The organism is Micromonospora sp. NPDC000663 (assembly GCF_042898105.1).
Lineage (GTDB): Bacteria > Actinomycetota > Actinomycetes > Mycobacteriales > Micromonosporaceae > Micromonospora.
On the sequence record NZ_JBIAYR010000006.1, the window covers coordinates 67,586 to 88,940 of the forward strand.

At 73.6% G+C, this 21,355-nt stretch carries 18 protein-coding genes; 13 read left to right on the forward strand and 5 right to left on the reverse strand.

What is annotated here, in order from left to right:
- Positions 1 to 18 precede the first annotated feature (18 nt).
- From ACFY1S_RS20895 to ACFY1S_RS20915, 5 genes are all read left to right on the forward strand, one after another.
- The gene (locus ACFY1S_RS20895) at positions 19 to 720 is read left to right on the forward strand and encodes a response regulator transcription factor (protein ID WP_184178241.1); all 702 of its coding nucleotides are present in this window, start codon (positions 19 to 21) and stop codon (positions 718 to 720) included.
- On the forward strand, positions 717 to 2,273 hold the full coding sequence (locus ACFY1S_RS20900; RefSeq protein WP_387120470.1) for an ATP-binding protein: 1,557 nt from the start codon (positions 717 to 719) through the stop codon (positions 2,271 to 2,273). Before ACFY1S_RS20895 ends, ACFY1S_RS20900 begins: the two co-directional genes overlap by 4 nt.
- 62 nt (positions 2,274 to 2,335) lie before the next feature.
- Positions 2,336 to 3,883, forward strand: a complete 1,548-nt coding sequence (locus ACFY1S_RS20905; protein ID WP_387120473.1) for a trypsin-like peptidase domain-containing protein — start codon at positions 2,336 to 2,338, stop codon at positions 3,881 to 3,883.
- A gap of 171 nt (positions 3,884 to 4,054) precedes the next feature.
- Positions 4,055 to 4,714: a BON domain-containing protein gene (locus tag ACFY1S_RS20910; RefSeq protein WP_387120475.1), complete on the forward strand. Its 660-nt coding sequence runs from the start codon at positions 4,055 to 4,057 to the stop codon at positions 4,712 to 4,714.
- A gap of 158 nt (positions 4,715 to 4,872) precedes the next feature.
- The gene (locus tag ACFY1S_RS20915) at positions 4,873 to 5,928 is read left to right on the forward strand and encodes a glycosyltransferase family 4 protein (RefSeq protein WP_387121082.1); all 1,056 of its coding nucleotides are present in this window, start codon (positions 4,873 to 4,875) and stop codon (positions 5,926 to 5,928) included.
- A gap of 21 nt (positions 5,929 to 5,949) precedes the next feature.
- Here ACFY1S_RS20915 and ACFY1S_RS20920 read toward each other — a convergent pair whose 3' ends face one another.
- The gene (locus ACFY1S_RS20920; protein WP_387120478.1) at positions 5,950 to 7,386 is read right to left on the reverse strand and encodes a protein kinase; all 1,437 of its coding nucleotides are present in this window, start codon (positions 7,384 to 7,386) and stop codon (positions 5,950 to 5,952) included.
- Between the two features lie 144 nt (positions 7,387 to 7,530).
- Here ACFY1S_RS20920 and ACFY1S_RS20925 point away from each other — a divergent pair, with 144 nt between their 5' ends.
- The 7 genes from ACFY1S_RS20925 (at position 7,531) to ACFY1S_RS20955 (ending at position 16,198) form a co-directional block, all read left to right on the forward strand.
- The gene (locus ACFY1S_RS20925; RefSeq protein ID WP_387120481.1) at positions 7,531 to 8,364 is read left to right on the forward strand and encodes a patatin-like phospholipase family protein; all 834 of its coding nucleotides are present in this window, start codon (positions 7,531 to 7,533) and stop codon (positions 8,362 to 8,364) included.
- A complete protein-coding gene (locus ACFY1S_RS20930) occupies positions 8,364 to 9,368 on the forward strand; it encodes a 1-acyl-sn-glycerol-3-phosphate acyltransferase (protein ID WP_387120484.1) in 1,005 nt (334 codons plus the stop codon). The genes ACFY1S_RS20925 and ACFY1S_RS20930 overlap by 1 nt, the downstream gene beginning before the upstream one ends.
- 134 nt (positions 9,369 to 9,502) lie before the next feature.
- Complete coding sequence (gene cutA / locus ACFY1S_RS20935) at positions 9,503 to 9,823, forward strand: divalent-cation tolerance protein CutA (protein WP_139587248.1); 321 nt, start codon at positions 9,503 to 9,505, stop codon at positions 9,821 to 9,823.
- A gap of 48 nt (positions 9,824 to 9,871) precedes the next feature.
- Positions 9,872 to 13,435 (forward strand): SCO7613 C-terminal domain-containing membrane protein, encoded by a 3,564-nt coding sequence (locus ACFY1S_RS20940; RefSeq protein WP_387120487.1) that lies wholly within the window; start codon positions 9,872 to 9,874, stop codon positions 13,433 to 13,435.
- Between the two features lie 129 nt (positions 13,436 to 13,564).
- The gene (locus ACFY1S_RS20945) at positions 13,565 to 14,614 is read left to right on the forward strand and encodes a fatty acid desaturase family protein (RefSeq protein WP_387120490.1); all 1,050 of its coding nucleotides are present in this window, start codon (positions 13,565 to 13,567) and stop codon (positions 14,612 to 14,614) included.
- A 139-nt stretch (positions 14,615 to 14,753) separates the two neighbouring features.
- A complete protein-coding gene (locus ACFY1S_RS20950; protein WP_364374053.1) occupies positions 14,754 to 15,047 on the forward strand; it encodes a 4a-hydroxytetrahydrobiopterin dehydratase in 294 nt (97 codons plus the stop codon).
- Positions 15,044 to 16,198: an FHA domain-containing protein gene (locus tag ACFY1S_RS20955; RefSeq protein WP_387120493.1), complete on the forward strand. Its 1,155-nt coding sequence runs from the start codon at positions 15,044 to 15,046 to the stop codon at positions 16,196 to 16,198. The genes ACFY1S_RS20950 and ACFY1S_RS20955 overlap by 4 nt, the downstream gene beginning before the upstream one ends.
- A 117-nt stretch (positions 16,199 to 16,315) precedes the next feature.
- On the opposite strand, the gene rocD is transcribed toward ACFY1S_RS20955, so the two are convergent.
- The 3 genes from rocD to ACFY1S_RS20970 all read right to left on the reverse strand — a co-directional run bounded on the left by rocD (position 16,316) and on the right by ACFY1S_RS20970 (position 19,492).
- The gene (rocD, locus tag ACFY1S_RS20960) at positions 16,316 to 17,530 is read right to left on the reverse strand and encodes an ornithine--oxo-acid transaminase (RefSeq protein WP_387121085.1); all 1,215 of its coding nucleotides are present in this window, start codon (positions 17,528 to 17,530) and stop codon (positions 16,316 to 16,318) included.
- Positions 17,530 to 18,345 (reverse strand): dimethylargininase, encoded by an 816-nt coding sequence (gene ddaH, locus ACFY1S_RS20965; RefSeq protein WP_387121088.1) that lies wholly within the window; start codon positions 18,343 to 18,345, stop codon positions 17,530 to 17,532. Before ddaH ends, rocD begins: the two co-directional genes overlap by 1 nt.
- Before the next feature lie 319 nt (positions 18,346 to 18,664).
- Positions 18,665 to 19,492, reverse strand: coding sequence for a thrombospondin (locus ACFY1S_RS20970; protein WP_387120496.1), 828 nt, complete (start codon positions 19,490 to 19,492; stop codon positions 18,665 to 18,667).
- A 171-nt stretch (positions 19,493 to 19,663) separates the two neighbouring features.
- On the opposite strand from ACFY1S_RS20970, the gene ACFY1S_RS20975 reads away from it, so the two are divergent.
- Positions 19,664 to 20,473 (forward strand): Fpg/Nei family DNA glycosylase, encoded by an 810-nt coding sequence (locus tag ACFY1S_RS20975; protein WP_387120499.1) that lies wholly within the window; start codon positions 19,664 to 19,666, stop codon positions 20,471 to 20,473.
- 4 nt (positions 20,474 to 20,477) lie between these two features.
- Here the strand turns inward: ACFY1S_RS20975 and ACFY1S_RS20980 are convergent, their stop codons facing one another.
- Positions 20,478 to 21,344 (reverse strand): aminoglycoside phosphotransferase family protein, encoded by an 867-nt coding sequence (locus ACFY1S_RS20980; RefSeq protein ID WP_387120502.1) that lies wholly within the window; start codon positions 21,342 to 21,344, stop codon positions 20,478 to 20,480.
- Between the last annotated feature and the right edge of the window lie 11 nt (positions 21,345 to 21,355).

The window sequence follows — 21,355 nt, forward strand, 5'->3', positions numbered from 1 at the left end:
GTCACCCATGATGGGGCCATGCCCGCTACCCAGACCGAGGCGCGACTTCTCGTCGTCGAGGACGACCCCAACATCCTCGAACTCCTCTCCGCGAGCCTGCGGTTCGCGGGCTTCGACGTGGCCACCGCGACAAGCGGCAGCGCGGCCCTGAACGCCGCCAAGGACCACAGGCCCGACCTCGTCGTGCTCGACGTGATGCTGCCCGACCTCGACGGCTTCGAGGTCATCCGGATGCTCCGCGAGGGCGGTACGCGTACCCCGGTGGTCTTCCTGACCGCGCGGGACGCCACCGACGACAAGATCCGTGGGTTGACCCTGGGCGGCGACGACTACGTCACCAAGCCGTTCAGCCTGGAGGAGTTGACCGCCCGGATCCGCGCCGTGCTGCGCCGCACCACCACCGGCGAGCAGACCCCCTCCCGGCTCACCTTCGCCGACCTGGAGTTGGACGAGGAGACCCACGAGGTGCACCGGGCCGGGCAGCGGGTGCAGCTCTCGCCGACCGAGTTCAAGCTGCTGCGGTACCTGATGCTCAACGCCAACCGGGTGCTGTCCAAGGCGCAGATCCTCGACCACGTCTGGAACTACGACTTCCGTGGCGACGACAACATCGTCGAGTCGTACATCTCGTACCTGCGGCGCAAGGTCGACACGACTCAACCCCGGCTGATCCACACCCTCCGCGGCGTGGGATACGTGCTGCGCAAGCCGGCGGCGTGAACCCGGTCCAGCAGGCCAAGGGGCGGGTCCGCAGCGTGCCGCTGCGGGTGAAGCTGGTCACCTCGGTGCTCACGCTTGTCGCCGTGGCCCTGCTGGTGATCAGTTCACTGACCGCCTACTTCCTGCGCAACTACCTCCAGGGCCAGGTGGACGGGCAGATCAGGTCGACCGCCCAGGGCCTTGGTCAGCTGCTCCCGAAGCTGCGCAGCGGGGAGGTCAACGCCATGCTGCCGAGCGACTACGTCGTGTCGCTCGCCGACGAGCGGCAGGTCTACAAGCCGGTCTACGACAAATTCAGTCTCGATCCCGAGGAACTGCCCACCTTCGCGACGAGCCGCGACGGCTTCGAGGAGCTGGAGGGGGAGCCGCGGACGGTCCGCTCGCAAGACGGCCTCACCCGGTGGCGGGTCTACTACGCGGCCCAGCCGGACGGGTCGGTGCTCGCCGTGGGCCAGCCGCTGACCGAGGTGGACCGGGCGGTGAAGCAGCTCGTCTGGATAGATCTCCTGGTGGGCGGCGCGGTGCTGATCATGTTGGCGTCGGTCGGCGCGGCGATCGTCCGGACCAGCCTCAAACCGCTCGTCGAGATCGAGCGGACCGCCGCCGCGATCGCCGGCGGTGACCTGACCCGGCGGGTTCCCGACCCGGAACAGGGCCAGGAACATCCCACCTCCGAGCTGGGCCGGCTCTCCCGCGCGCTGAACGCGATGCTCACCCAGATCGAGGCGGCGTTCACGGCCAGAGCCGCATCGGAGACCGCGGCGCGGTGGGCGGAGAGCGCTGCCCGGGACGCCGCGGCCGCCGCCCAGGCGTCCGAGGCGCGGGCCCGGCGCTCCGAGGAGCGGATGCGGCAGTTCGTGGCCGACGCGTCACACGAGCTGCGGACCCCGCTGACCACCATCCGTGGCTTCGCCGAGCTGTACCGGCAGGGTGCCGCGCGGGCGCCGGAGGAGACAGCGGGCCTGCTCCGCCGTATCGAGGACGAGGCGGCCCGGATGGGCCTGCTGGTGGAGGATCTGCTCCTCCTGGCCCGGCTGGACCGGGAACGGCCACTCTCCCTCGCCCCGGTGGAGCTGCCGGTGCTCGCCTCCGACGCGGTGGACGCCGCCAGGGCGATGGCCCCGGACCGACAGATCGACCTGGAGATCGAACCCGGATCGGGACCGCTCGTGGTCCTGGCCGACGACGCGCGGCTGCGTCAGGTCATCGGCAACCTGATGACCAACGCGCTCACCCACACCCAGACGGACGCCAGGGTCAGCCTGCGGCTGCGCGCCGAGGAGGGGAACCTCGCCGTGGTGGAGGTGGCCGACACCGGTCAGGGCCTCTCCCCGGAGCAGGCCGAGCGGGTCTTCGAGCGGTTCTACCGGGCCGACGCGGCACGGACCCGCCGGGCCGACGGCAACACCGGCACCGGGCTCGGCCTGGCCATCGTCGCGGCCCTGGTGGCCGCCCACCACGGCTCAGTCGAGGTGGCCGAGACGCCGGGCGGTGGGGCGACCTTCCGGGTCCGGTTGCCCCTGCTGCCGTCCACCGACGACGCCGGCGAGTGACTTTCAGCCAACTTCCAGGACGGTTCCAGCTTGATCGCAGTGCCTGGGGAGAAGGTAGTGGCATGACCGAGTTCGAGTCCGACCCGCAGCGCCGGCCGGCCCCCACCGACGCCGAGCCGTCGCACCCCACCGCCGAGCTGCCGCGCGACGAGCGCGCGCAGTCCGACTCCCCGACCACTCCCGTACCGGTCGTCCCCTCCACCGGTGACGCGGCGACCACCGCCGCGCCTGCCGGCGCCACCGGGCACGACGCGCCGACCACCGCGTACGCCGGCCAGCCGGCCGCCGGGCACCAGCCGACCGGGTACGAGCCGCCGACCGCGGCCACCCCGTCCGCGCCGCCCTATCCGGTCTCCGGCCACCCGACGCCCGGCCAGTACGGCTACCCGCAGCCGACGGCTCCCGGCGCCCCCTGGTACGCGGCTCAGCAGCAGTCCGGCTGGACCGGCGGGGGCCAGCCGGGTGCCGCCTACCCGCACCAGCAGCACGCGCACCAGCCGGGTCAGCCGGTCCCGCCGTGGGGTCCGCCTGTCGCACCGCCCGGCAGCGGCCCCCGGCCGAGCCGCATCGCGAAGTTCGCCGGCGCGGGCGTCGCCGTGTTCGCCCTGATGCTCGGGTCGGGCGTGGCCGGCGGGGCCCTCGCGCTCGCCCTCGACGGCGACGGCGGCGGTGTCACCCGCACCTACTCGGCGGCCCCCGTGCTCAACAGCGCGGACCTGCCGAAGATCGCCGCGTCCGTGCAGGACAGCGTCGTCTCGATCACCACCGACAGCGGTGAGGGCTCCGGGGTGGTGCTCAGCACCGACGGGTACGTGCTCACCAACAACCACGTGGTCGCCTCCGCCTCCGGCAACACCGTGCGGGTGGTCTTCGCCGACGGCAAGAACGCCGAGGCGAAGATCGTCGGCACCGACCCGAAGACCGACCTGGCCGTGGTGAAGGCCAACGGGGTGAGCGACCTCAAGGCGGCCAAGTTCGGTGACAGCGACGCCATGCAGGTCGGCGACCAGGTGCTCGCCCTGGGCAGCCCGCTGGGTCTGCAGGGCTCGGTGACGGCGGGCATCCTCAGCGCCCGCGACCGCACCATCCGGGCCGGCGAGGGCCAGCCGGACCCGAGCCAGCAGGGCCAGGCTGTCAGCTCCATCTCCGGCCTGCTCCAGACCGACGCGCCGATCAACCCCGGCAACTCCGGTGGCGCTCTGGTCAACACCCGTGGCGAGGTGATCGGCGTCAACACCGCCATCGCCACCTCCGGGCAGAGCACCGGCAACATCGGCGTCGGGTTCGCCATCCCCAGCAACAAGGCCAAGGACGTCGCGGGCAAGCTCCAGCGCGGCGAGAAGGTCAGCCACCCGTCGCTCGGGGTGGGCGTCAACCAGGCCGAGGGCGGCGGCGCTCTCGTCGCGTCGGTCACCGCGGGCAGCCCGGCCGAGAAGGCCGGCCTCCAGCGGGGCGACGTCGTCACCCGCTTCGGCGACAAGGCGATAAACGACTCCGACGATCTGGTCGGCGCGGTGCAGGCCGGCAAGGTCGGCGACCGGGTCGAGGTGCAGTACAAGCGAAACGGTGTCGAGAAGACGGCAACCGTGACCCTCGCCGAGACGTCGTAACACCAGAAACCTGCTTCCTCCCTCCGGCGGCGGGTGGCGGGGCCAAGGGGGTTGGCTCCGTCACCCGCCGCTTCCTCTCATTCCGACGGCGGTTCATCCGATCCGGGTGAACCGCCGTCACCCGTATGCCCGGCAGGTTCGCCAGGACGAGCCGAGACGGGGGTGGGACCGGTGAATGCCGACGACGACCAGCGGATCCAGCGCGACGTCCTGGCCGAGCTGGCGTGGGACGCGCGGCTGCAACCGAACGAGATAGGCGTGACCGTCGACCAGGGCGTGGTCACCCTGCACGGGTTCGTGGACGGCGTCGCCCGGCGGTGGGCGGCGGCCCGCTGCGCGCAGCGGGTACGCGGGGTGCGGGCGGTGGCCGACGAGATCGAGGTACGGCTGGCGGGCACGCCGGGGCGTACCGACGCCGAGATCGCCGTCGCGGCCTCCCGGGCGTTGGAGTGGGACAGCTTCGTGCCCGCCGAGCGACTGGCGGTGACCGTCGCCAACGGCTGGCTGATGCTGCGCGGCGAGGTGGAGTTCGGCTGGCAGCGCCGTGCCGCCGAGGGGGAGCTGACCCGGCTGGACGGGGTGCGGGGCATCACCAACCTCGTCGAGGTGCGCCCGCCGGCGCCGCCCGCCGGCGATCGGCTGCGGCACGACGTTCGGCGTGCGCTGCTGCGCACGATCGGCGCGGACCGGGTGACAGTCGAGGTGGACGGCGACACGCTTGTCCTCGCGGGGGTGGTCCGCTCGTGGTGGGAACGCGACCAGGTCCAGCGGGTGGCCTGGTCGGCGCCGGGAGTACGGGTCGTCCACGACCAGCTCCTGGTCGGCGGGTGAGCGTCCGTCTTGTCCGGTTTACCCGCGACGCCACCGGGAAACCGCCGCGGACCACGCCGACCGGCGGCGACACCGGAACCGGGACAATCGGGGGAGGATCCGTGGCCGTGAACCACCCGCTCGCCGACCGCTCCGGAGAGCGGTCGTTGCGCGTCGCGATGGTGGTCCCGCCCTGGCTGTCCGTGCCGCCGCCCGGCTACGGCGGGTTGGAGCAGGTCGTCGCCGCCCTGGTGGACGCGCTGACCGCGCACGGGCACGCGGTGACCCTGTTCGGCGCCGGCGGTCAGCACGGCACGTCAGCCGGCGGTTTCGTCTCCACAGTCCCTGACGTCCAGTACGAGCGGCTCGGCGAATCGTTGCCGGAGCTGGCCCACCTGGCCCGGGTGAACCGACTGATCACCGCCGCCGACTTCGACGTGATCCACGACCACACCACAATCGGTCCGCTGGTCGCCGGCCGCCGGGCCGTCCCGACTGTCGCGACAGTGCACGGCAACCCCGTGGGGGAGTACGGCGACGTGCTCGGTGACGCCGACGGGGGAGTCGGCCTGGTGGCCATCTCGCACGCGCAGCGCGGCCTGAACCCCGGCCTTCCCTGGGCCGGCACTGTGCACAACGCGCTGGACATCCGAGGCTTCCCCCGCAAGACCGAGCCCGGCCCCGGGCCGGTGCTGTGGCTGGCGCGGTTCAGCCCGGACAAGGGCCCGGACGTCGCCGTCCGGGCGTGCCGCGAAGCCGGGCTGCCGTTGCTGCTGGCCGGCAAGTGCAACGAGCCCGCCGAGCGCCGCTACTTCGAGCAGGTCGTCGAGCCGCTGCTCGACGACGACGTGACGGTCGTTCTCAACGCCGACCGCGCGCAGACCCTGCGGATGCTCGTCGACGCCCGCTGCCTGATCATGCCGATCCAGTGGGACGAGCCGTTCGGCATGGTGATGCTGGAGGCGATGGCGACCGGGACCCCGGTGGTCGCCCTGAACCGGGGCGCGGTGCCGGAGCTGGTCCGGCCCGGCGTGACCGGGCTGGTGTGCGACACGTCGGACGACCTGCCGGCGGCGTTGCGCGCCGCAGCGCAGCTCGACCCGCAGGACTGCGTGGCGCACGTCGCGGAGAACTTCTCGGTCGAACGGATGGCGTACGGCTACGAGGACGTCTACCGCCGCTTCGCCGCCGACCGGTACGACGTCCGCGAACCGGCCCGCGTGTCGGCCCGCTGACCCGCCGAGGTGTGGCCGGGGTCAGACGCCTACTGCACCCAGCTCGCTGATGGCGACGTCGAGCCGCTGCGCGTACGCCGGGCTGATGCCGCCCTCGCCGAGGCGGATCGCGACCTTCTCCCGCAGCCGGGCCACCGGCGGCGCCAGCTGGTCCCGGCCGGAGCCGACCGCGACTGTCAGGTTCCGAAGCTCGTTGCGCAGGTCGAGGCCCACATCGGAGCGGATCTCCCCGGCGTTCAGCCCGTCGCCGATCAGCCGATCCACACGGTTGGCGGCCTCGATCAGAGTGCCGGGCTCGGAGGTGGTCGAGCGGGCGCTCGCCGGTGCGGACGGTGACGGGGTCGCGGGCCGGGACGACTCGACGGCCGGCGGGGCGGACGACGGGGGCGCGACGGGACCGGTCGACGGCTGCGTCCGGGGTGTCGAGCGCTCGTCGGGCAGCAGGGCCACCCCGGCCAGTGCCACGCCGACCGCGAGGAGCGCCGGAACCAGCAGCGGCGCCAGCCGGCGACGGGAGCGCGCCGGGGACGGTGTCGCCCCCTCGGCTGGGGCTTCCGTCGCCGTGGGCCCGGGAACCGGTTCGAGGGGCATGGCCAGGGTGGACACCGGGGCGGGCCGCTCGGCCGGCAGCAGTTGGTCGCGCAGGGTGGTCGCCACCTGCCGTGCGGTCGGCCGGGCCGCCGGGTCGCGGGACAGGCAGCGCAGGCAGATCCGGGCCACCGCCGGGGGCAGCTCCGGCAGGTCGGCGAGGGTCGGCGCCGGGCCGTCGGCCAGCGCGGCGCTGAGCTGCTCCCAGGTGTCCGCCGGGTACGGGACCCGACCGGTGAGCGCCTCGTGCAGCAGGACGCCGAGCGAGTACACGTCGCTTGCCGGTTGGGCGGGGGCGCCGTCGAGCCGTTCCGGGGCCACGTAGGCGGGGGTGCCGAAGGTGCCGCCGTCCTCGTCCTCGTCCGGGGCGCCGATCCGGGTGGCGATACCGAAGTCGAGCACCTTGACACCCGTCGCGGTCATCATCACGTTGGCCGGGGTGATGTCGCGGTGCACGATGCCGAGCCGGTGCGCGGCTGCCAGCGCGTCGGCGATCTGCGCGCCCACCTCCACCGCCTCGGCCCACGGCAGCGGCCCCTCGGTGAGCCGCAGCTCCAACTCCTCGCCGCTGAGCAACTCCATCACCACGAACGAGGTGATCGAGCCGTCCGGGTCGACCGTCTCGCCGTAGTCGTGCACCGACGTGACGTGCGGGTGCACCAACTGGGCGGCGGCGCGGGCCTCCTCGCGCACCATGTCGCGGAAGCGGGCGTCGGCCGCCAACGACGGGGCCAGCACCTTGAGGGCCACGACCCGGTCCAGCACCTCGTCGCGGGCACGCCAGATGACCGACATGCCGCCGGCGCCGATCTGGTCGACAAGCCGGTACCTGCGGGCCAGTAACCGGCCCGGGTGCAGCGCTGCCTTCACGGATCGCACCTGCCTCGGGGTGGGAGCGGTATCAGGTTGCGCGAATGTGTCCGGCCTGTCAACGGCGTCCTGCCGGCCGTCGCCGGGCGATGCCCGCTCTGCGCCGAATGCCGGTGGCGGCGGGCGCGTGCCAGGATGAGAGACATGGCGGGGGGACCTGTGGCGTTCGTGCTCGGCGGCGGGGGAGTCCTCGGCGCGGTCGAGGTGGGCATGCTGCGTGCCCTGTTCCGCGCCGGCATCAAACCCGACCTGGTGCTCGGCACCTCCATCGGCGCGGTGAACGGCGCGCTGGTGGCCGCCGACCCGACGGAGGCGGTGACCGACCGGCTGGTCCGGCTCTGGGCGTCGCCGGAGGCCAGCGAGGTGTACGGCGATTCCGTCGCCCGGCAGTTGCGCCGCTTCGCCGCCCGCACCCACCTGCACTCGCCGAGACCCCTGCGCCGGCTGCTCGAATCCGAGTTGGGCGTCGACACCACGTTCGCCGACCTGCGGGTGCCGTTCCGTTGCTGCGCCGCGCACATCGAGCGGGCCGCCGAGCACTGGTTCGACAGCGGGTCGGTGGTGCCGGCGGTGCTGGCGTCGGCGTCGGTGCCGGGGCTGCTCCCACCCATGGAGATCGATGGCGCGCACTACGTCGACGGCGGCATCGTCAACTCCATCCCGATCGGCGAGGCGGTGGCCGCCGGCGCCGGCCGGATCTTCGTCCTCCAGGTGGGCCGGATCGAACGCGAGCTGACCCCACCCCGGCGGCCCTGGGAGATCGCCCAGGTGGCGTTCGAGATATCCCGCCGGCACCGCTTCTTCCGGGAGATGGCCGCGCTGCCCGAGGGGGTGGAGGTGCACGTCCTGCCGACCGGCGGGCTGAACCCGCGCGACGACACCCCGTGGGCGTACCGGGACATGGCTGCCGTGGGCCGGCGGATCAGCCGGGCGTACACCGCCTCGCGCCGCTACCTCGCCACCCACGTGGAACGCTGATGCCGTTGCCCCCCAGGTGGCTCCGCCGGTTGCTGATCGCTCCCGCCGTGGTGCTGCTGGCGTTCGTCGTGGTCACCACGCTGCCGGTCTGGGCGTTGCTCGCCGCCGCCGCCTCGCCGCTGGTCCCGGGCCGGTTCCGGCCGTTGCGGGTGCTCTGGATCGGCTGCGTCTACCTGGTGTGGGACGCCGCCGCGCTGCTCGCGCTGTTCGTGCTCTGGGTGGTCTCCGGCTGTGGCTGGCGGACCCGGTCGCCGGCCTTCCAGCGGGCCCACTACGTGCTGGCCGGCTGGTTCCTGCGGGTGCTGTTCTGGCAGGCCCGGTGGGCGTTGCGGCTCAGCATCGACGTGGTGGGCACCGACCCGGACACCGCGCTGCCCGGCCGGCCGGAGGTGGTGCTCTGCCGGCACGCCGGGCCGGGCGACTCGTTCATCCTGATCCACGGGTTGGTCAACTGGTTCCACCGGGAGCCGCGCATCGTGCTCAAGGACAGCCTCCAGTGGGACCCGGCTATCGACGTGCTGCTCAACAGGCTGCCCAGCCGGTTCATCGCGCCGACACCGGAGCGCGGCGAGGAGACGGTACGCCAGGTGGGGCACCTCGCGGACGGCCTGGACGACAACGACGCGTTCGTGATCTTCCCGGAGGGCGGCAACTTCACGCCCAAGCGGCGGCTGCGTGCCATCGCCCGACTGCGTTCGCTCGGCCTGGAACGGATGGCGCTGCGTGCCGAACGGATGCGCCACGTGCTCGCCCCGCAGCCCGGCGGGATGCTCGCCGCGCTCGACGCCGCCCCGGACGCCGGGGTCATCTTCGTCGCGCACACCGGCCTGGACCGGATGCTCACCGTCGCCGACGTGTGGCGCGAACTGCCGATGGACAAGCGGATCGTGATGCGGTTCTGGTCGGTGCCTCCGGAGGACGTCCCGGCCGGCAGGCAGGAACGCATCGACTGGCTCTATGACTGGTGGGCGCAGATCGACGCGTGGATCGCGGCCAACCGGTGAGTGCAGCGAAGCGGAGCCCCGCAGGCGCGAACGAAAAGCGGGCTCCGGTGAGCGCGAGGAGTGCAGCGAAGCGGAGCCCCGCAGGCGCGAACGAAAAGCGGGCTCAGCGGGGCGGTGCCGCGTAGGGTGCGGTCGTGGACCAGATCTGCGTGGTGACGACTGTGGTGGATGCGCGTTCGGTCGCCGACGTGCTGGCGGCCGCGGCCGTCGCCGGGCGGCTCGCCGCCTGCGCTCAGGTCGGCGGTCAGGTGGACAGCACCTACTGGTGGCGTTCCGGTGTGGAGACCAGCACCGAATGGTCGGTGCAGTTCAAGACCGCCCCGGACCGGCTCTCCGCGTTGGTCGACCAGATCCGGGTCAGCCATCCGTACGAGGTGCCGGAGATCCTTGTGTCCAGGGTGGAGAGTGGCGACCCCGGCTACGCGACCTGGGTACACGAGCACACCCGACCATGAGTACGCGCACTCTGGGCCGCGACCCGGTGGTGTTTCGATGATGTGCGGGTGGACGACACCCGCTATCCCTGCCCCGCCTGCGGCGCCCCGGCTGACCTGAGCGTCGGCTGCGCCGGTTGCCGCCGCCCGCCCGACCCGGTCGCCGCCGAGGTGGTGCGGCTGGGTCGGGAGGTGGCCCAGCTTGAGCCGCGGGTGGAGCAGGCCCGTCGGACGCACGCCGAGCTGGCCGGCCGATTGGCGGCCACCTCGCGCCGGCGGGCCGAGCTGGCGGCGGTCGTCCGCGCCGGGGTCGCGGCGTCCGTCGTCGGGCCGGTGCCGCGAAGCGTTCCGGTGTCGACGGTCGGGAGGGAGCCGGCGCCGGGGGCGGCTGAGGCTTCGACGCGGACGATCCAGGGTCTGCTCTTCGTCCTCGGTGGACTCCTGCTGGGCACCGCGGCTGTGGTGTTCACTGCCGTCGCGTGGGCGTCGGTCGGGGTCGGTGGCCGGGCGCTGATTCTGGCGGCGTTCACCGCGCTCGCGCTGGCCGTCCCGCTGCTGGCGGTCCGTCGGGGGTTGCGCGGGACGGCGGAGACGTTCGCCGCGGTGGGGCTGCTGCTGGTGGTGCTTGACGGTTACGCGGCCTGGTCGGTGGACCTGGCCGGGGTGGCAGGTTGGCCGGGTAGCCGGTACGCCGCGCTGGTCGGGGGGGCCAGCGCGGCGGTCGCCGTGGCGTACGGGCGGTCCAGTGGGTTGGCCGGGCCGTGGTTCGCGGGGCTGCTGGGTGTGCAGCCGGTGCTGCCGTTGCTCGCCGCCGAGGCGCGGCCCGACGCCGGTGGGTGGGCGTTGGTCCTGCTCGGGGTGGCGCTGCTGGATCTGGCCGTGGTGGTGGCCCTGCGTGGCCGGCCGGGGACGGTGCCGTTGGCCGGCCGGGTGGTTGCAGGCGTCGGGCACGTCGTGGCGCTCGCCTGCGCCGCCGCCTGCGCCCTGGTGCCATTGCTGATCGGCCGCTCCGCGGGCACCCCGCTGCTGGCGGGGGCGCCGCTGCTGCTTGTCGCGTTGGCCGCGCTCGGCGCGACCCGGGTGGTCGGCGGGCCGGTGCTGCGTGCGCTGGCCGCCGGCTTGCTGGTGCCGGTGCTGGCCGTCGCGGTGCTGCGGCCGGTGGCCGAGCTGCGGCCGGCACTGCTGCTGATCGCGGCGGCGGTGGTGGCCGTCGTCCTGGTGGGTGCGGTGCGACTGCTGCCGGCGTCGATCCGGTCGGAGGGGGCCGGATCGGCGGCGGACGGGTCGGCGGCGGCCGGGTCGGTGGCGGCCGGGTCGGCGACAGCCGGGTCGGCGGTTGTCAGGGGCGGCGGCTTGTGGACCGGCCCGCGTGTGGGGGCGCTGCTGGTCGCGGCGGGAACCGCGCAGATTGCCGCGCTGATCACCGTCGCGCTTGCGGTCGCCGCCGTCGGCCGGTCGCTGCCGCCGTGGGGCGGGGCCGGGACCGGACCCGACCTGGACTGGGGCTGGCAGGTGGCGCCTGCCCTCGCGCTGGCGTTCGCGGCGACGGCGCTGCTGGTACCCCGTCGGGCGTGGGAGCTGCTGGCCACGGTCGGCGCGGTGGCGGTGCTGCTCGCCGTGCCCGCCGGTTGGCCCGCCTCCTGGCCGGCCGTGCTGACAGTGGACCTGCTCGGTGGGGCCGCGTTGCTGCTCGCCGTGCTGGCCCGTCCGATGGCGCGACCGGGCACGCTGTCCAGCCGGGCCCTGGGCGGCATGGTCCTGCTCGGGCACGGACTGCTGGTGGCTCTGGCCGATCCGGTGGGTGCCCTCGTGGCGCTCGGCGTCCTTGTCGCTGTCGGTCTGGCACTCACGGTGCGGCGGGCGTCCGGGCCGTACCGCCTGGTGGCCGGTGGAGGCCTCCTGGTTGCGCAGCTCGCGCTGCCCGGGATCGCCGCGCTTGCGGCGTTCGTCGCGGGCGCGCAGCCCTGGTGGCAGGTCCGGCTCGCGTTGGCCGCCGCCGTGCTGCCGCTGGTCGCGGTCCTCGTGGCACGTCGCCACCGGGTGGAGCTGGCCGGGTACGCGGTGACCGGCGCGGTGGTCGCGGTGGCCGTGTCCGGCCTCGTGCCGCTGGTGGCGGCGGGTGACGAACCGATCGCACTGTACGCGGCCCTGGCGGCGTTGGGCGTGGCGCTCGTGGCACACCGCGACCGGCCGGCGGTCGGGGGGACGCCGGCGGTTGGCCGGCCGGGCGTGCTGGTGGCGGGCGGTCTGCTGGCGGCGGTGGCGGTGCTGGCGAGCCTGCCCGCGGTGCTGAACGCGCTCGCGTCGCCGTACGTCAGCGGGGGCTCGGTCTGGTCGGGTGCGCCGGACGCCGTGGCGGACCCGGCGGGGTACCCCGCCGGGCTGGCGCTCGTCGCGTTGGCGGTGGCCGTGGTGCTGGCTGGTCGACGGGGTGGCCCGCCGCTGCTGGCCGCGCTGCCCTTCGCCGCTGCCGCGCTGCCGGTGCTGCTCGGCGCGGCCGGTGCGCCCTGGCCGGTGATGCCGGGTGCCGTGCTGCTCGCCGGTGTGGCCGCGCTGCTGTTCGCCGCGCTCGCCGCGCCGCGTCCGGCTTTCGCGCCGACCGCCGTACCCGTGGGGGTGGTGCTGGTCGCCGTCGGCGTGGTGTGGCTGCTCGCCACGCGGGCCGGCACGCTCGCCGCCGAGGGGGTCTTGCTGGTGGCGGCGGTGGTCGTCGCCGTGGGGGCGCGGACTGTCGGGACGCGGGTCGCGGGGTGCCTCGCCACGGTGGGTGCCGCGTGCGCGCTGGCGGTGACCGCACCGCTCGCCGGGGGGCAGCCGCTGCGCGCGGCGGCGTACCCGCTGCTGGCGGTGGCCGCGCTGGTCTTGGCTGTCGCGGCCGTGACCAGCCCGTCCGGCACTGTCGCGGCTGGCCCGCCGCCGGTCGAGGCGGCCAGCCCGTCGCGGCCGGTCGAGGTGCTTGCGGCGCGGGCACTGCTCGGGCGGGTGCTGGACGCCGCCGCCCAGGCGGTGGCGCTGGTGGCTGCCGTGTTCGCCGTCGAGGTGGCGCGGCACCTCGCGACCGTCTGCGTGCTCTGGGGTGTCGCCGTGGCGCTGCGGCTGCTGCGCCGTGGCGAGCCGGCCGGACGCCGGTGGGCGTTCGCGGGCATCGCCGCCGGCAGCGAACTGCTCGGGGCGTGGGTGTTGCTGGCCGCCGGCGGGGTGACAGTGCTGGAGGCGTACACCCTGCCGGCCGCGGCGCTGGCCCTCGGCGCGGGTCTGCTGGCGTTGCGGACCAGGCCGGGGCTGACCAGCTGGCCGGCCCTCGGCCCGGGGCTCGTCGCGGCGCTGCTGCCGAGCCTGGTGTCGGTGCTGAGCGGGCCGGATCCGCAGCCGTGGCGACGGCTGCTGCTCGGCGCGGCGGCGCTGGTCGTGGTGCTGGCCGGTGCGGCCCGCCGCTGGCAGGCGCCAGTCGTGCTCGGCGGTGGCGTGCTGACCCTGCTCGCGCTGCACGAGTTGGCGCGCGGATGGGACCTGCTGCCCCGGTGGATCTACCTGGCTGTCGGAGGGCTGGCGCTGGTCGGGCTCGCGGCCACATACGAGCGCCGCCGCCGCGACCTGGCCCGGCTGCGGGCCGCCGTGACGAGGCTCGGCTGAGCCGGGGGGTAGGGCTCGCCCTACCCCCCATCCGGGGGTTGTCAGGGTTACTCTGCGCTACCGCTGCCGGGACACTTGGCAATAGGCCCGAACCACCCCGGTACGGGCCCAAGTGGAACGGGAGCAGCGATGGCGCTCGGAGCGGTGGCAGAACCGCCGGTACGGCGGCGAGGAAGTGACTACGCACAGTTGTCCCGACGGATCAGCCAGGCGGGTCTGCTCGAACGGCGCCCCGGCTGGTACGTCACCCGCATCGTGCTCACCCTCGGCGCCTTCGTGGCCGGTTGGGTCGGCGTGTTCCTGGTCGGCGACTCCTGGTGGCAGTTGGCGCTCGCGGCCGTGATGGCGGTGGCCACCACGCAGGTCGCGTTCCTCGGGCACGACGCCGGGCACCGGCAGATGTTCCGCCGGCGCGGCCCCAGCGAGCTGGTCGGGTTGTCGGCCGGCAATCTGGCGGTCGGGCTCAGCTACGGCTGGTGGGTCGACAAGCACAATCGGCACCACGCCAACCCGAACCACGAGGACGAGGACCCGGACGTCGGCGCGGGCGCCCTGGTGTGGACGCCCGAGCAGGCGCTCCAGACCCGGGGGTTCGGTCGGTGGATGGCCCGGCGGCAGGCGTACTTCTTCTTCCCGATGCTGCTGCTTGAGGGTCTGAACCTGCACGTGGCGAGCATCCGGGCGATCGTCGGCCGGGAGAACGGCCGGTACACGACCCCGATGCGGCACCGGGCGGTCGAGGCGGCGCTGCTCGTCGCGCACACAGTCGGCTACGTGGCGTTGCTGCTGGCCGTCATGTCGCCGGTCAAGGCGCTGCTCTTCGCCGTCGTGCACCAGGCGTTGTGGGGTCTCTACATGGGCTGCGCGTTCGCGCCGAACCACAAGGGCATGCCGATGCCGACCGCCGAGGACGAGCTGGACTTCCTGCGTAAGCAGGTGTTGACCTCCCGCAACGTGCGGGGCAGCCGGCTGGTGGACACCGCGCTGGGCGGGCTCAACTACCAGATCGAGCACCACCTGTTCCCGAACATGCCCCGGGCCAACCTGCGCCGGGCGCAACCCATCGTCCGTGCCTACTGCGTCGAGCAGGGCATCGGGTACGCGGAGACCGGGCTGGTCGAGTCGTACCGGCAGGCGCTCGGTCACCTGCACGAGGTGGGCCGGCCGTTGCGCGGCTGAACGGACCGGCCGCGGCGCGGCCGACGCGAGACGTACCGGTGGGGCGGCATCTCCTGATGCCACCCCACGGCCGTCCCGTCTCCCGTCGGCACCGGTGGCGCGTCCGGTCCGGTGCAGGCGTCACCGGTAGGGTCTGGTCATGGCAGACCTGCTCACCGCGGACGCGGTGCGAGAAGAGCTGGGCGGGTTGTCCGACTGGTCGGGTGACCCGACAGGCATCGGCCGTACGGTCCAGCTCGGCAGTTTCCCGGACGCCATCGCGGTGGTGGACCGGGTGGCGGCGGTGGCCGAGGACCTCGACCACCATCCCGACATCGACATCCGATGGCGGACCCTGACCTTCCGCTGTGTCACGCACTCGGCCGGCGGGGTCACCCACCGGGACATCGAGTTGGCCCGGCGGATCGACGACATCGTCCGGAGTGCGGCATGAGATTCGAGATCAGCAAGGTTCTGGACGCCATCGAGGGGCGGGTCTGTACGGACCCGTCGCTGGCCCGGGCGGTGCTCGACCTGGCCGAGGTGATCCGTTACCAGGACATCGACGGTGGCCGGCCGGCCAGCCTGCTGCGGCTCGGCATGGTCATCGACGCGCTCTCCCGCGAGCTGGAGGAGGACAGCGTCCAGGTGTACGCGGTCGTACACCGGGCGTTGCTCTCCGACGCGGACCTGACCTCGAACGAGCGCATGGTGGTTCGCCGTTGGGCCGACGACGGGCTCGTCGAGGTGCTCGACAACCCGGGTGACCGGATGCTGGAGGTGGCCGACCTGCTCGGGTTGCCGGTGCTCAGCCGGGTCCGTTTCGACGGGCTGCGCGGGCGGTTCCCGTGGCTGGTCGAGCAGCCCGGCCGGGTGGTCGCTCCGGTGCCCGGCGCGGGTGGGCCGGTGTTCATCGCGCACGTCGGTGGCGGGCACGCCCCGGTCGCCGGCAAGCGTTCGCCGACCGGGATGAAGCTGCTGGCCCGGCAGTGGCGGTGCCCGGAGTCGGGCTGCGCGCTGTTCGGCGGTGGCGGTGGGGGCGGAGCGTTCGCCGACCTGGCTGGAGGGGCGGACCGCAGCCCGGCCGCGCAGCCGCCGCCCTCGCTGCGCAACGGCGTGCCGACCTGCCCCCGACATGGCGCGCGTCTCGGCGACGGCGGGCCCCGGCCGCGTACGGAGGTGCTGGCGGTGCGCGTCGGCGGTCTGGTCCGGCGGCGGTTCGTGTTGAGCGAGGAGCAGCCGGTGGTGGCTGGCCGCGCGCCCGAGCAGGAAGGCGGGATCATGCTCGGGCAGTGGCTCAACGACGAGGCCCGGCGGTGGATCAGCAGGGGTCACGTCCGCTTCGAGCTGCGGGTCGGCGAGGTCATCGTGACCGACGTGAGCACAAACGGCTCGGGCATCCGGCCGGCCGGTTCGATGGCCGAGGCGGACCGGATCCCCCTGGCGCCGCAGCAGTCCCGGGTGCTCGGTGAGAACGACATGGTGGAGCTGTACCCGGGTGTGCAGATCGGCCGCGCCGAGGAGCTGCCGACCGGCGCCCCGTTCACGCCCACCTCGGTGATGGCGGAGGCTCCGACGATGGCGATGCGCCTACCCCGACCCTGACGCCGAGCGCCGGTGCGGCGCGACAAGATCCGCACAAGAACAGGGAAAGTGCTGCCTCAGATGGTGTCGAGGCAGCACTTTCCCTGTAGTTGCGCAGATCTTGGCAAGTGCGGTCCGTCAGGCGGCCAGCACCTCGGCGAGCGCGGCCACCGCCAGGTCGATCTCCTCCTCGCTGATGACCAGCGGAGGGGCGAGGCGGATGGTGGAACCGTGGGTGTCCTTGGCGAGCACTCCGCGCGCGGCGAGCCGCTCGCACGCCTCCCGGCCGCTCATCAGCGTCGGGTCGATGTCCAGACCGGCCCACAGGCCGCGGACGCGTACGGCGACGAGACCCTTGCCGACCAGCCCTTCCAGGCCGGCGCGCAGGCGCTCGCCCAGCTCCGACGAGCGGCGCTGGAACTCGCCTGTGGCCAGCAGCCGGACCACCTCGATCGCCACCGCGCAGGCCAGCGGGTTGCCGCCGAAGGTGGAGCCGTGCTGGCCGGGCTTGAGCACGCCGAGCACGTCGCTGTTCGCGGCCACCGCGGAGACCGGCACGATGCCGCCGCCGAGGGCCTTGCCCAGCAGGTACATGTCGGGCACGACGCCCTCGTGGTCACAGGCGAAGGTCGCGCCGGTACGCCCCAGACCGGACTGGATCTCGTCGGCGATGAACAGCACGTTCCGGTCGGTGCAGACCTGGCGTACGCCGGGCAGGTAGCCCTCCGGCGGCACCACCACGCCCTGCTCGCCCTGGATGGGCTCCAGCAGCACGGCGACTGTGTTCTCGTCGATCGCGGCGGCCAGCGCGTCCAGGTCGCCGTACGGCACGACTGTGAAGCCCGGGGTGTACGGCCCGAAGTCGGCGCGAGCGTCCTCGTCGGTGGAGAAGCTCACGATGGTGGTGGTCCGGCCGTGGAAGTTGCCCTCGGCGACCACGATGGTGGCCTGCCCGGCGGGCACACCCTTGACCTGGTAGCCCCACTTGCGGGCCACCTTGATCCCGGTCTCCACGGCCTCGGCGCCGGTGTTCATGGGCAGCACGAGGTCCTTGCCGCACAGCTCGGCCAGCTCCCGGCAGAAGTCGGCGAACTGGTCGTGGATGAACGCCCGGCTGGTGAGCGTGAGCCGGTCCAGTTGGGCGTGCGCGGCGGCGATGAGCTGCGGGTGCCGGTGGCCGAAGTTGAGCGCGGAGTAGCCGGCCAGGCAGTCCAGGTAGCGCTTGCCGTCCACGTCGGTGAGCCACGCGCCCTCGGCGGACGAGATCACCACGGGCAGGGGGTGGTAGTTGTGCGCCGTCCAGCGCTCGGCGTCCCGGACCGCTCCCGGCGTACGCAGGATGTCATCCACGATCACTTGCTTGCCTTTCCCTGACGGAGTCGCAGCGTGCAGCACTTCGGTCCGCCGCCGGCCTTACGCAGCTCGGACAGGTCGACACCGATGGTTTCGTAGCCCCGGTCGCGCAGCTTGGCGGCGAGGTCGGTGGCCTGCGCGGGCAGCACCACGTGCCGGCCGTCGCTCACCGCGTTGAGGCCCAGCACCTCCGCGTCGGCCATGGTGGCGCGCACGGCGTCGGGGAAGAGCCGCCGCAGCACTGCCTGGCTGCCGGGGGAGAACGCCTCCGGCAGGTACGCCACGGTCCGCTCGTCGAGGACTGTCAGCGCGGTGTCCAGGTGGTAGAAGCGCGGGTCGACGAGCTGCATGGTGACCACCGGGTAGCCGAAGACCTCCTGCAACTGGGCGTGCGAGGCGTGCGCGGTGCGGAAGCCGGTGCCGGCCAGCAGGTGGTCGCCGGCGAGCAGGACGTCGCCCTCGCCCTCGTTGACGTGCTTCGGGTCGTGCATCTCGAAGCCGGCGGCCTCGAACCAGGCCCGGTAGGCGGGTGCCTCGTCGGAGCGCTGCGGGTCGCGGAACTGCACGGCCATCGCCTTGCCGTCGATCACGGTGCCGCCGTTCGCGGCGAAGACCATGTCGGGCAGGCCGGGCACCGGAGCGATCTCCTCGACGGTGTGGCCCAGGTCGCGGTACGTCTGGCGCAGCTGCTCCCACTGCCGGACGGCCAGCGCGGCGTCGACCGGCGCGCTCGGGTCCATCCAGGGGTTGATGGCGTAGTCGACGGCGAAGTACGTCGGCCGGCACATCAACAGGCGCTGGCTGGTGGCGTCCATCGTCATTGGTCCTGCTCCCAGGGGTCGGGCGCGCCCGGCCACCGTGGCCCACGGGCTGGCGCCGTTGCTCAACGTTATGCGGCGTCAGCGGCAGGATCCACCACCGAGAGTTGCGCAGACCGAACATTCGTTGCGTCTGGGCGGCTGCCGAAGGTGATTTGTTGCGTCAGCGCGTGCCGTACCCCGGAAACACTTCAGGGGCGGCGAACCGCCGCCCCTGAAAGGGTGTCGCCCGGCCGGTGAACCACCGGGTGTCCGGGCTGCCGGCGAACCGCCGGCTTTTCGCCGGTTGCATCACCGGCGAGCGGAACAGTGCCCGCTAGAAACGGTCGACAAACTGTGAGTCGAGCCACTCGCGGAAACGCTGCACCCAGTCGCCGTCGGTGGTCGGCCAGTCGAACTGGCCGGTCATCGCCAGCACGCCGAGCACCACCGCGGCCAGACCGATCAGCACGCCGAACAACGCGTCGGTCTTGCCGGCGATGTGTCGGCGGCGGGTGGCCATGAGGCCGAACACCGAGAGCACCGCGCCGAACGCGCCGAGCCCGATGCCGTAACCGGCCAGGGTGCCGGTCAGCACGAACAGCGCGCCGGCGACGGCGACGATCAGGCCGAGGGTGGCGAGCAGGCTGGCTCGCGGCTTCGGGCCGCGCGTCACCTGCGGCTCCGGCGCCGTCCGGTCCGGGGTGGGGTCGACCGGGCGGTCCGTGGTGACCCGGTCGGTCGTGTCGGCGGGCCGGATGGCGCGGTCCGTCGTGTCGGTCGGGGTCACCCGGTCCCGGTCGAGGTCGACGTCCCGGTCGGCGGTGCGGTCACGGGTGGGGGTCGCCGTGGTCACGGCCCGGGCGTCGCCGTCCACCGGCCGGGCGGTGGCGGCGCGGGCCACCGCCGCGCGCTCGGCGGCCCGTCGCTCGGCCTCGCTGGCCTGGTCGCCGGTCGCAGTGGTGCTGCGGTACGTCGTCTGGTCGGCGTCCCGGTCGGTCACCACCGGACGGTCCGCGGTCTTGTCGTCCGTCCGGCTGCCGGTGAGCGTCGTGTCGTTCCGGTCGGTGACCGGGGTGTCGCGGCCGTCCACGCGGCCGTCGAGGTTCTCGTCCCGGGTCGGTGCCGGCTCGGACCGGCGGGACAGCGAAGGAATCCTGACCACTACACACCTCCTGATGAATGCGTGGTGGCCGACGGAGAGGGTGGCATCCACGCGGTACCGCCCTGACGTACCCACCTGGGTGTTTCCTGACACCGATTCCGGGTACGGCTGTCGCGCTCAACCCGGACAGGCCCGGGCCTGTCCGGCTTCGGCTGACTATCCTTGGCACCCGTGCCAGAGGGACACACGATCCACCGCCTGGCGGCCCGGCACGCCGAGCTGTTCGCCGGGGACAAGGTGCACGCCGCCAGCCCGCAGGGCCGCTTCGCCGAGGGCGCCGCCCGGCTCTCCGGCAGCGTCCTGGAGGGCACCGAGGCGTACGGCAAGCACCTCCTGCACCACTACGCCGCCGACCTGACCCTGCACGTGCACCTCGGGCTGTACGGCAAGTTCACCGACGGGTCGGGCGAGCCGCCGGACCCGGTCGGCCAGATCCGGCTGCGGCTGGCCAGCGACCGCAACTGGCTCGACCTGCGCGGTCCCACGGCCTGCGAACTGCTCACCCCGCCCGAGGTGGCCGCGCTGCGGGACCGCCTCGGGCCGGATCCGCTGCGCGCCGACGCCGATCCACTGCGGGCGTACGCCCGGATCTCCCGCAGCCCCTCTCCCCTGGCCGCGCTCCTGCTGGACCAGTCGGTGGTGGCCGGCACCGGTCTGATCTTCGTGACCGAGGCGCTGTTCCGGGCGGGGCTGCCGCCGACGATGCCCGGCCGGTTGCTTACCCGCGACGGCTGGGACGCGCTCTGGGCCGACCTCGTCGGGTTGATGCGGCTCGCGGCCGAACACGGCCGGATCGACACCGTGCGCGACCCGCACCTGCCCGAGGCGATGGGCCGGCCGGCCCGGGTGGACCGGCACGGCGGCGAGGTGTACGTCTACCGCCGCCCCGGCGCGCCCTGTCACGTCTGCGGCACCGAGGTCAGCCGTGGAGAGTTGGCCGGCCGCAACCTCTACTGGTGCCGTACCTGCCAGGCCGGCTGAGCCGTCAGTCGCCGCCGAGCAGCCAGCGGACCACCTCGATCTGGTGCGCGAACACGACGTCGCCGTCGATGCTCCAGGCGAGCGTCTGCCCGACCGTCCAACCGTGTACCCGCTCCCGGTCCAGCCCCAGCTCGGCGCTCAGCCGGTCGAGCCGGTGCCGGACGGCGGGCGGCGAGTGGCCCAGTTCCGGGCAGCGCACCATCGGCACGACCGAGAACTCCCGCTCGCCGGTAAGCGGCTTCGGGTCGATCGCCAGCCACGGTTCCCGGTCGGCGGCGAGCACGTTTCCGGCGTGCAGGTCCTGATTGACGAGCACCTGCTCGCCCTGGCTCGACGCCAGCCCGCTGAGCAGGTCGAGTGCCGTGTCCAGCAGCCGCCGTTCGTACGGTCGGCCAACCCGCTCCCAGCTGCGCGGTATCCGGTCGATCCAGCCGGCGGCCTCCTCGGCCAACCGGGTGAACGGCCCGCCGGCCGGTCGCCAGAGCCGGGGCAGCAGCCCGGTCACCGCGTCCAGCGCCCGGTCCATCGGCAGCTCGTGCAGGGCGGTGCCGGGCTGGCAGCGTTCCACAAGCAGGGCGCGGCGTTCCCTGTCGTGCGCGAGCAGGCGGATCGCCCCGTCGCCGTCCCAGAGGGCCAGCGCGTCGGCCTCGTACCGGCTGTCGTCGTCCGGGTACTGGAGCTTCAGCACCGCCGCCGTGCCGTCGCGCAGTTCGGCGGGCAGAGCCAGGGAGGCGTACGCCTGCTCGAACGGCGGCCCGAGCCGCAGCGACCACTGCTCGGCGCACTCCGCCAGCCGCCTCGGGAGCACGGCCAGCCAGTCCCGGCCGGCCGGTGACCCACGTACCCAGTCGAGACCCTTGGGTAGATCCATCCGGTCATCCT

Excerpts from the sequence above, each read along its gene's own strand:
- ACFY1S_RS20895 (WP_184178241.1), top strand. The coding sequence starts at position 19 with ATGCCCGCTACCCAGACCGAGGCGCGACTTCTCGTCGTCGAGGACGAC.
- ACFY1S_RS20905 (WP_387120473.1), top strand. The coding sequence starts at position 2,336 with ATGACCGAGTTCGAGTCCGACCCGCAGCGCCGGCCGGCCCCCACCGAC.
- ACFY1S_RS20915 (WP_387121082.1), top strand. The coding sequence starts at position 4,873 with ATGGTGGTCCCGCCCTGGCTGTCCGTGCCGCCGCCCGGCTACGGCGGG.
- ACFY1S_RS20925 (WP_387120481.1), top strand. The coding sequence starts at position 7,531 with ATGGCGGGGGGACCTGTGGCGTTCGTGCTCGGCGGCGGGGGAGTCCTC.
- ACFY1S_RS20930 (WP_387120484.1), top strand. The coding sequence starts at position 8,364 with ATGCCGTTGCCCCCCAGGTGGCTCCGCCGGTTGCTGATCGCTCCCGCC.
- ACFY1S_RS20945 (WP_387120490.1), top strand. The coding sequence starts at position 13,565 with ATGGCGCTCGGAGCGGTGGCAGAACCGCCGGTACGGCGGCGAGGAAGT.
- ACFY1S_RS20950 (WP_364374053.1), top strand. The coding sequence starts at position 14,754 with ATGGCAGACCTGCTCACCGCGGACGCGGTGCGAGAAGAGCTGGGCGGG.
- ACFY1S_RS20955 (WP_387120493.1), top strand. The coding sequence starts at position 15,044 with ATGAGATTCGAGATCAGCAAGGTTCTGGACGCCATCGAGGGGCGGGTC.
- ddaH (WP_387121088.1), bottom strand. The coding sequence starts at position 18,345 with ATGGACGCCACCAGCCAGCGCCTGTTGATGTGCCGGCCGACGTACTTC.
- ACFY1S_RS20980 (WP_387120502.1), bottom strand. The coding sequence starts at position 21,344 with ATGGATCTACCCAAGGGTCTCGACTGGGTACGTGGGTCACCGGCCGGC.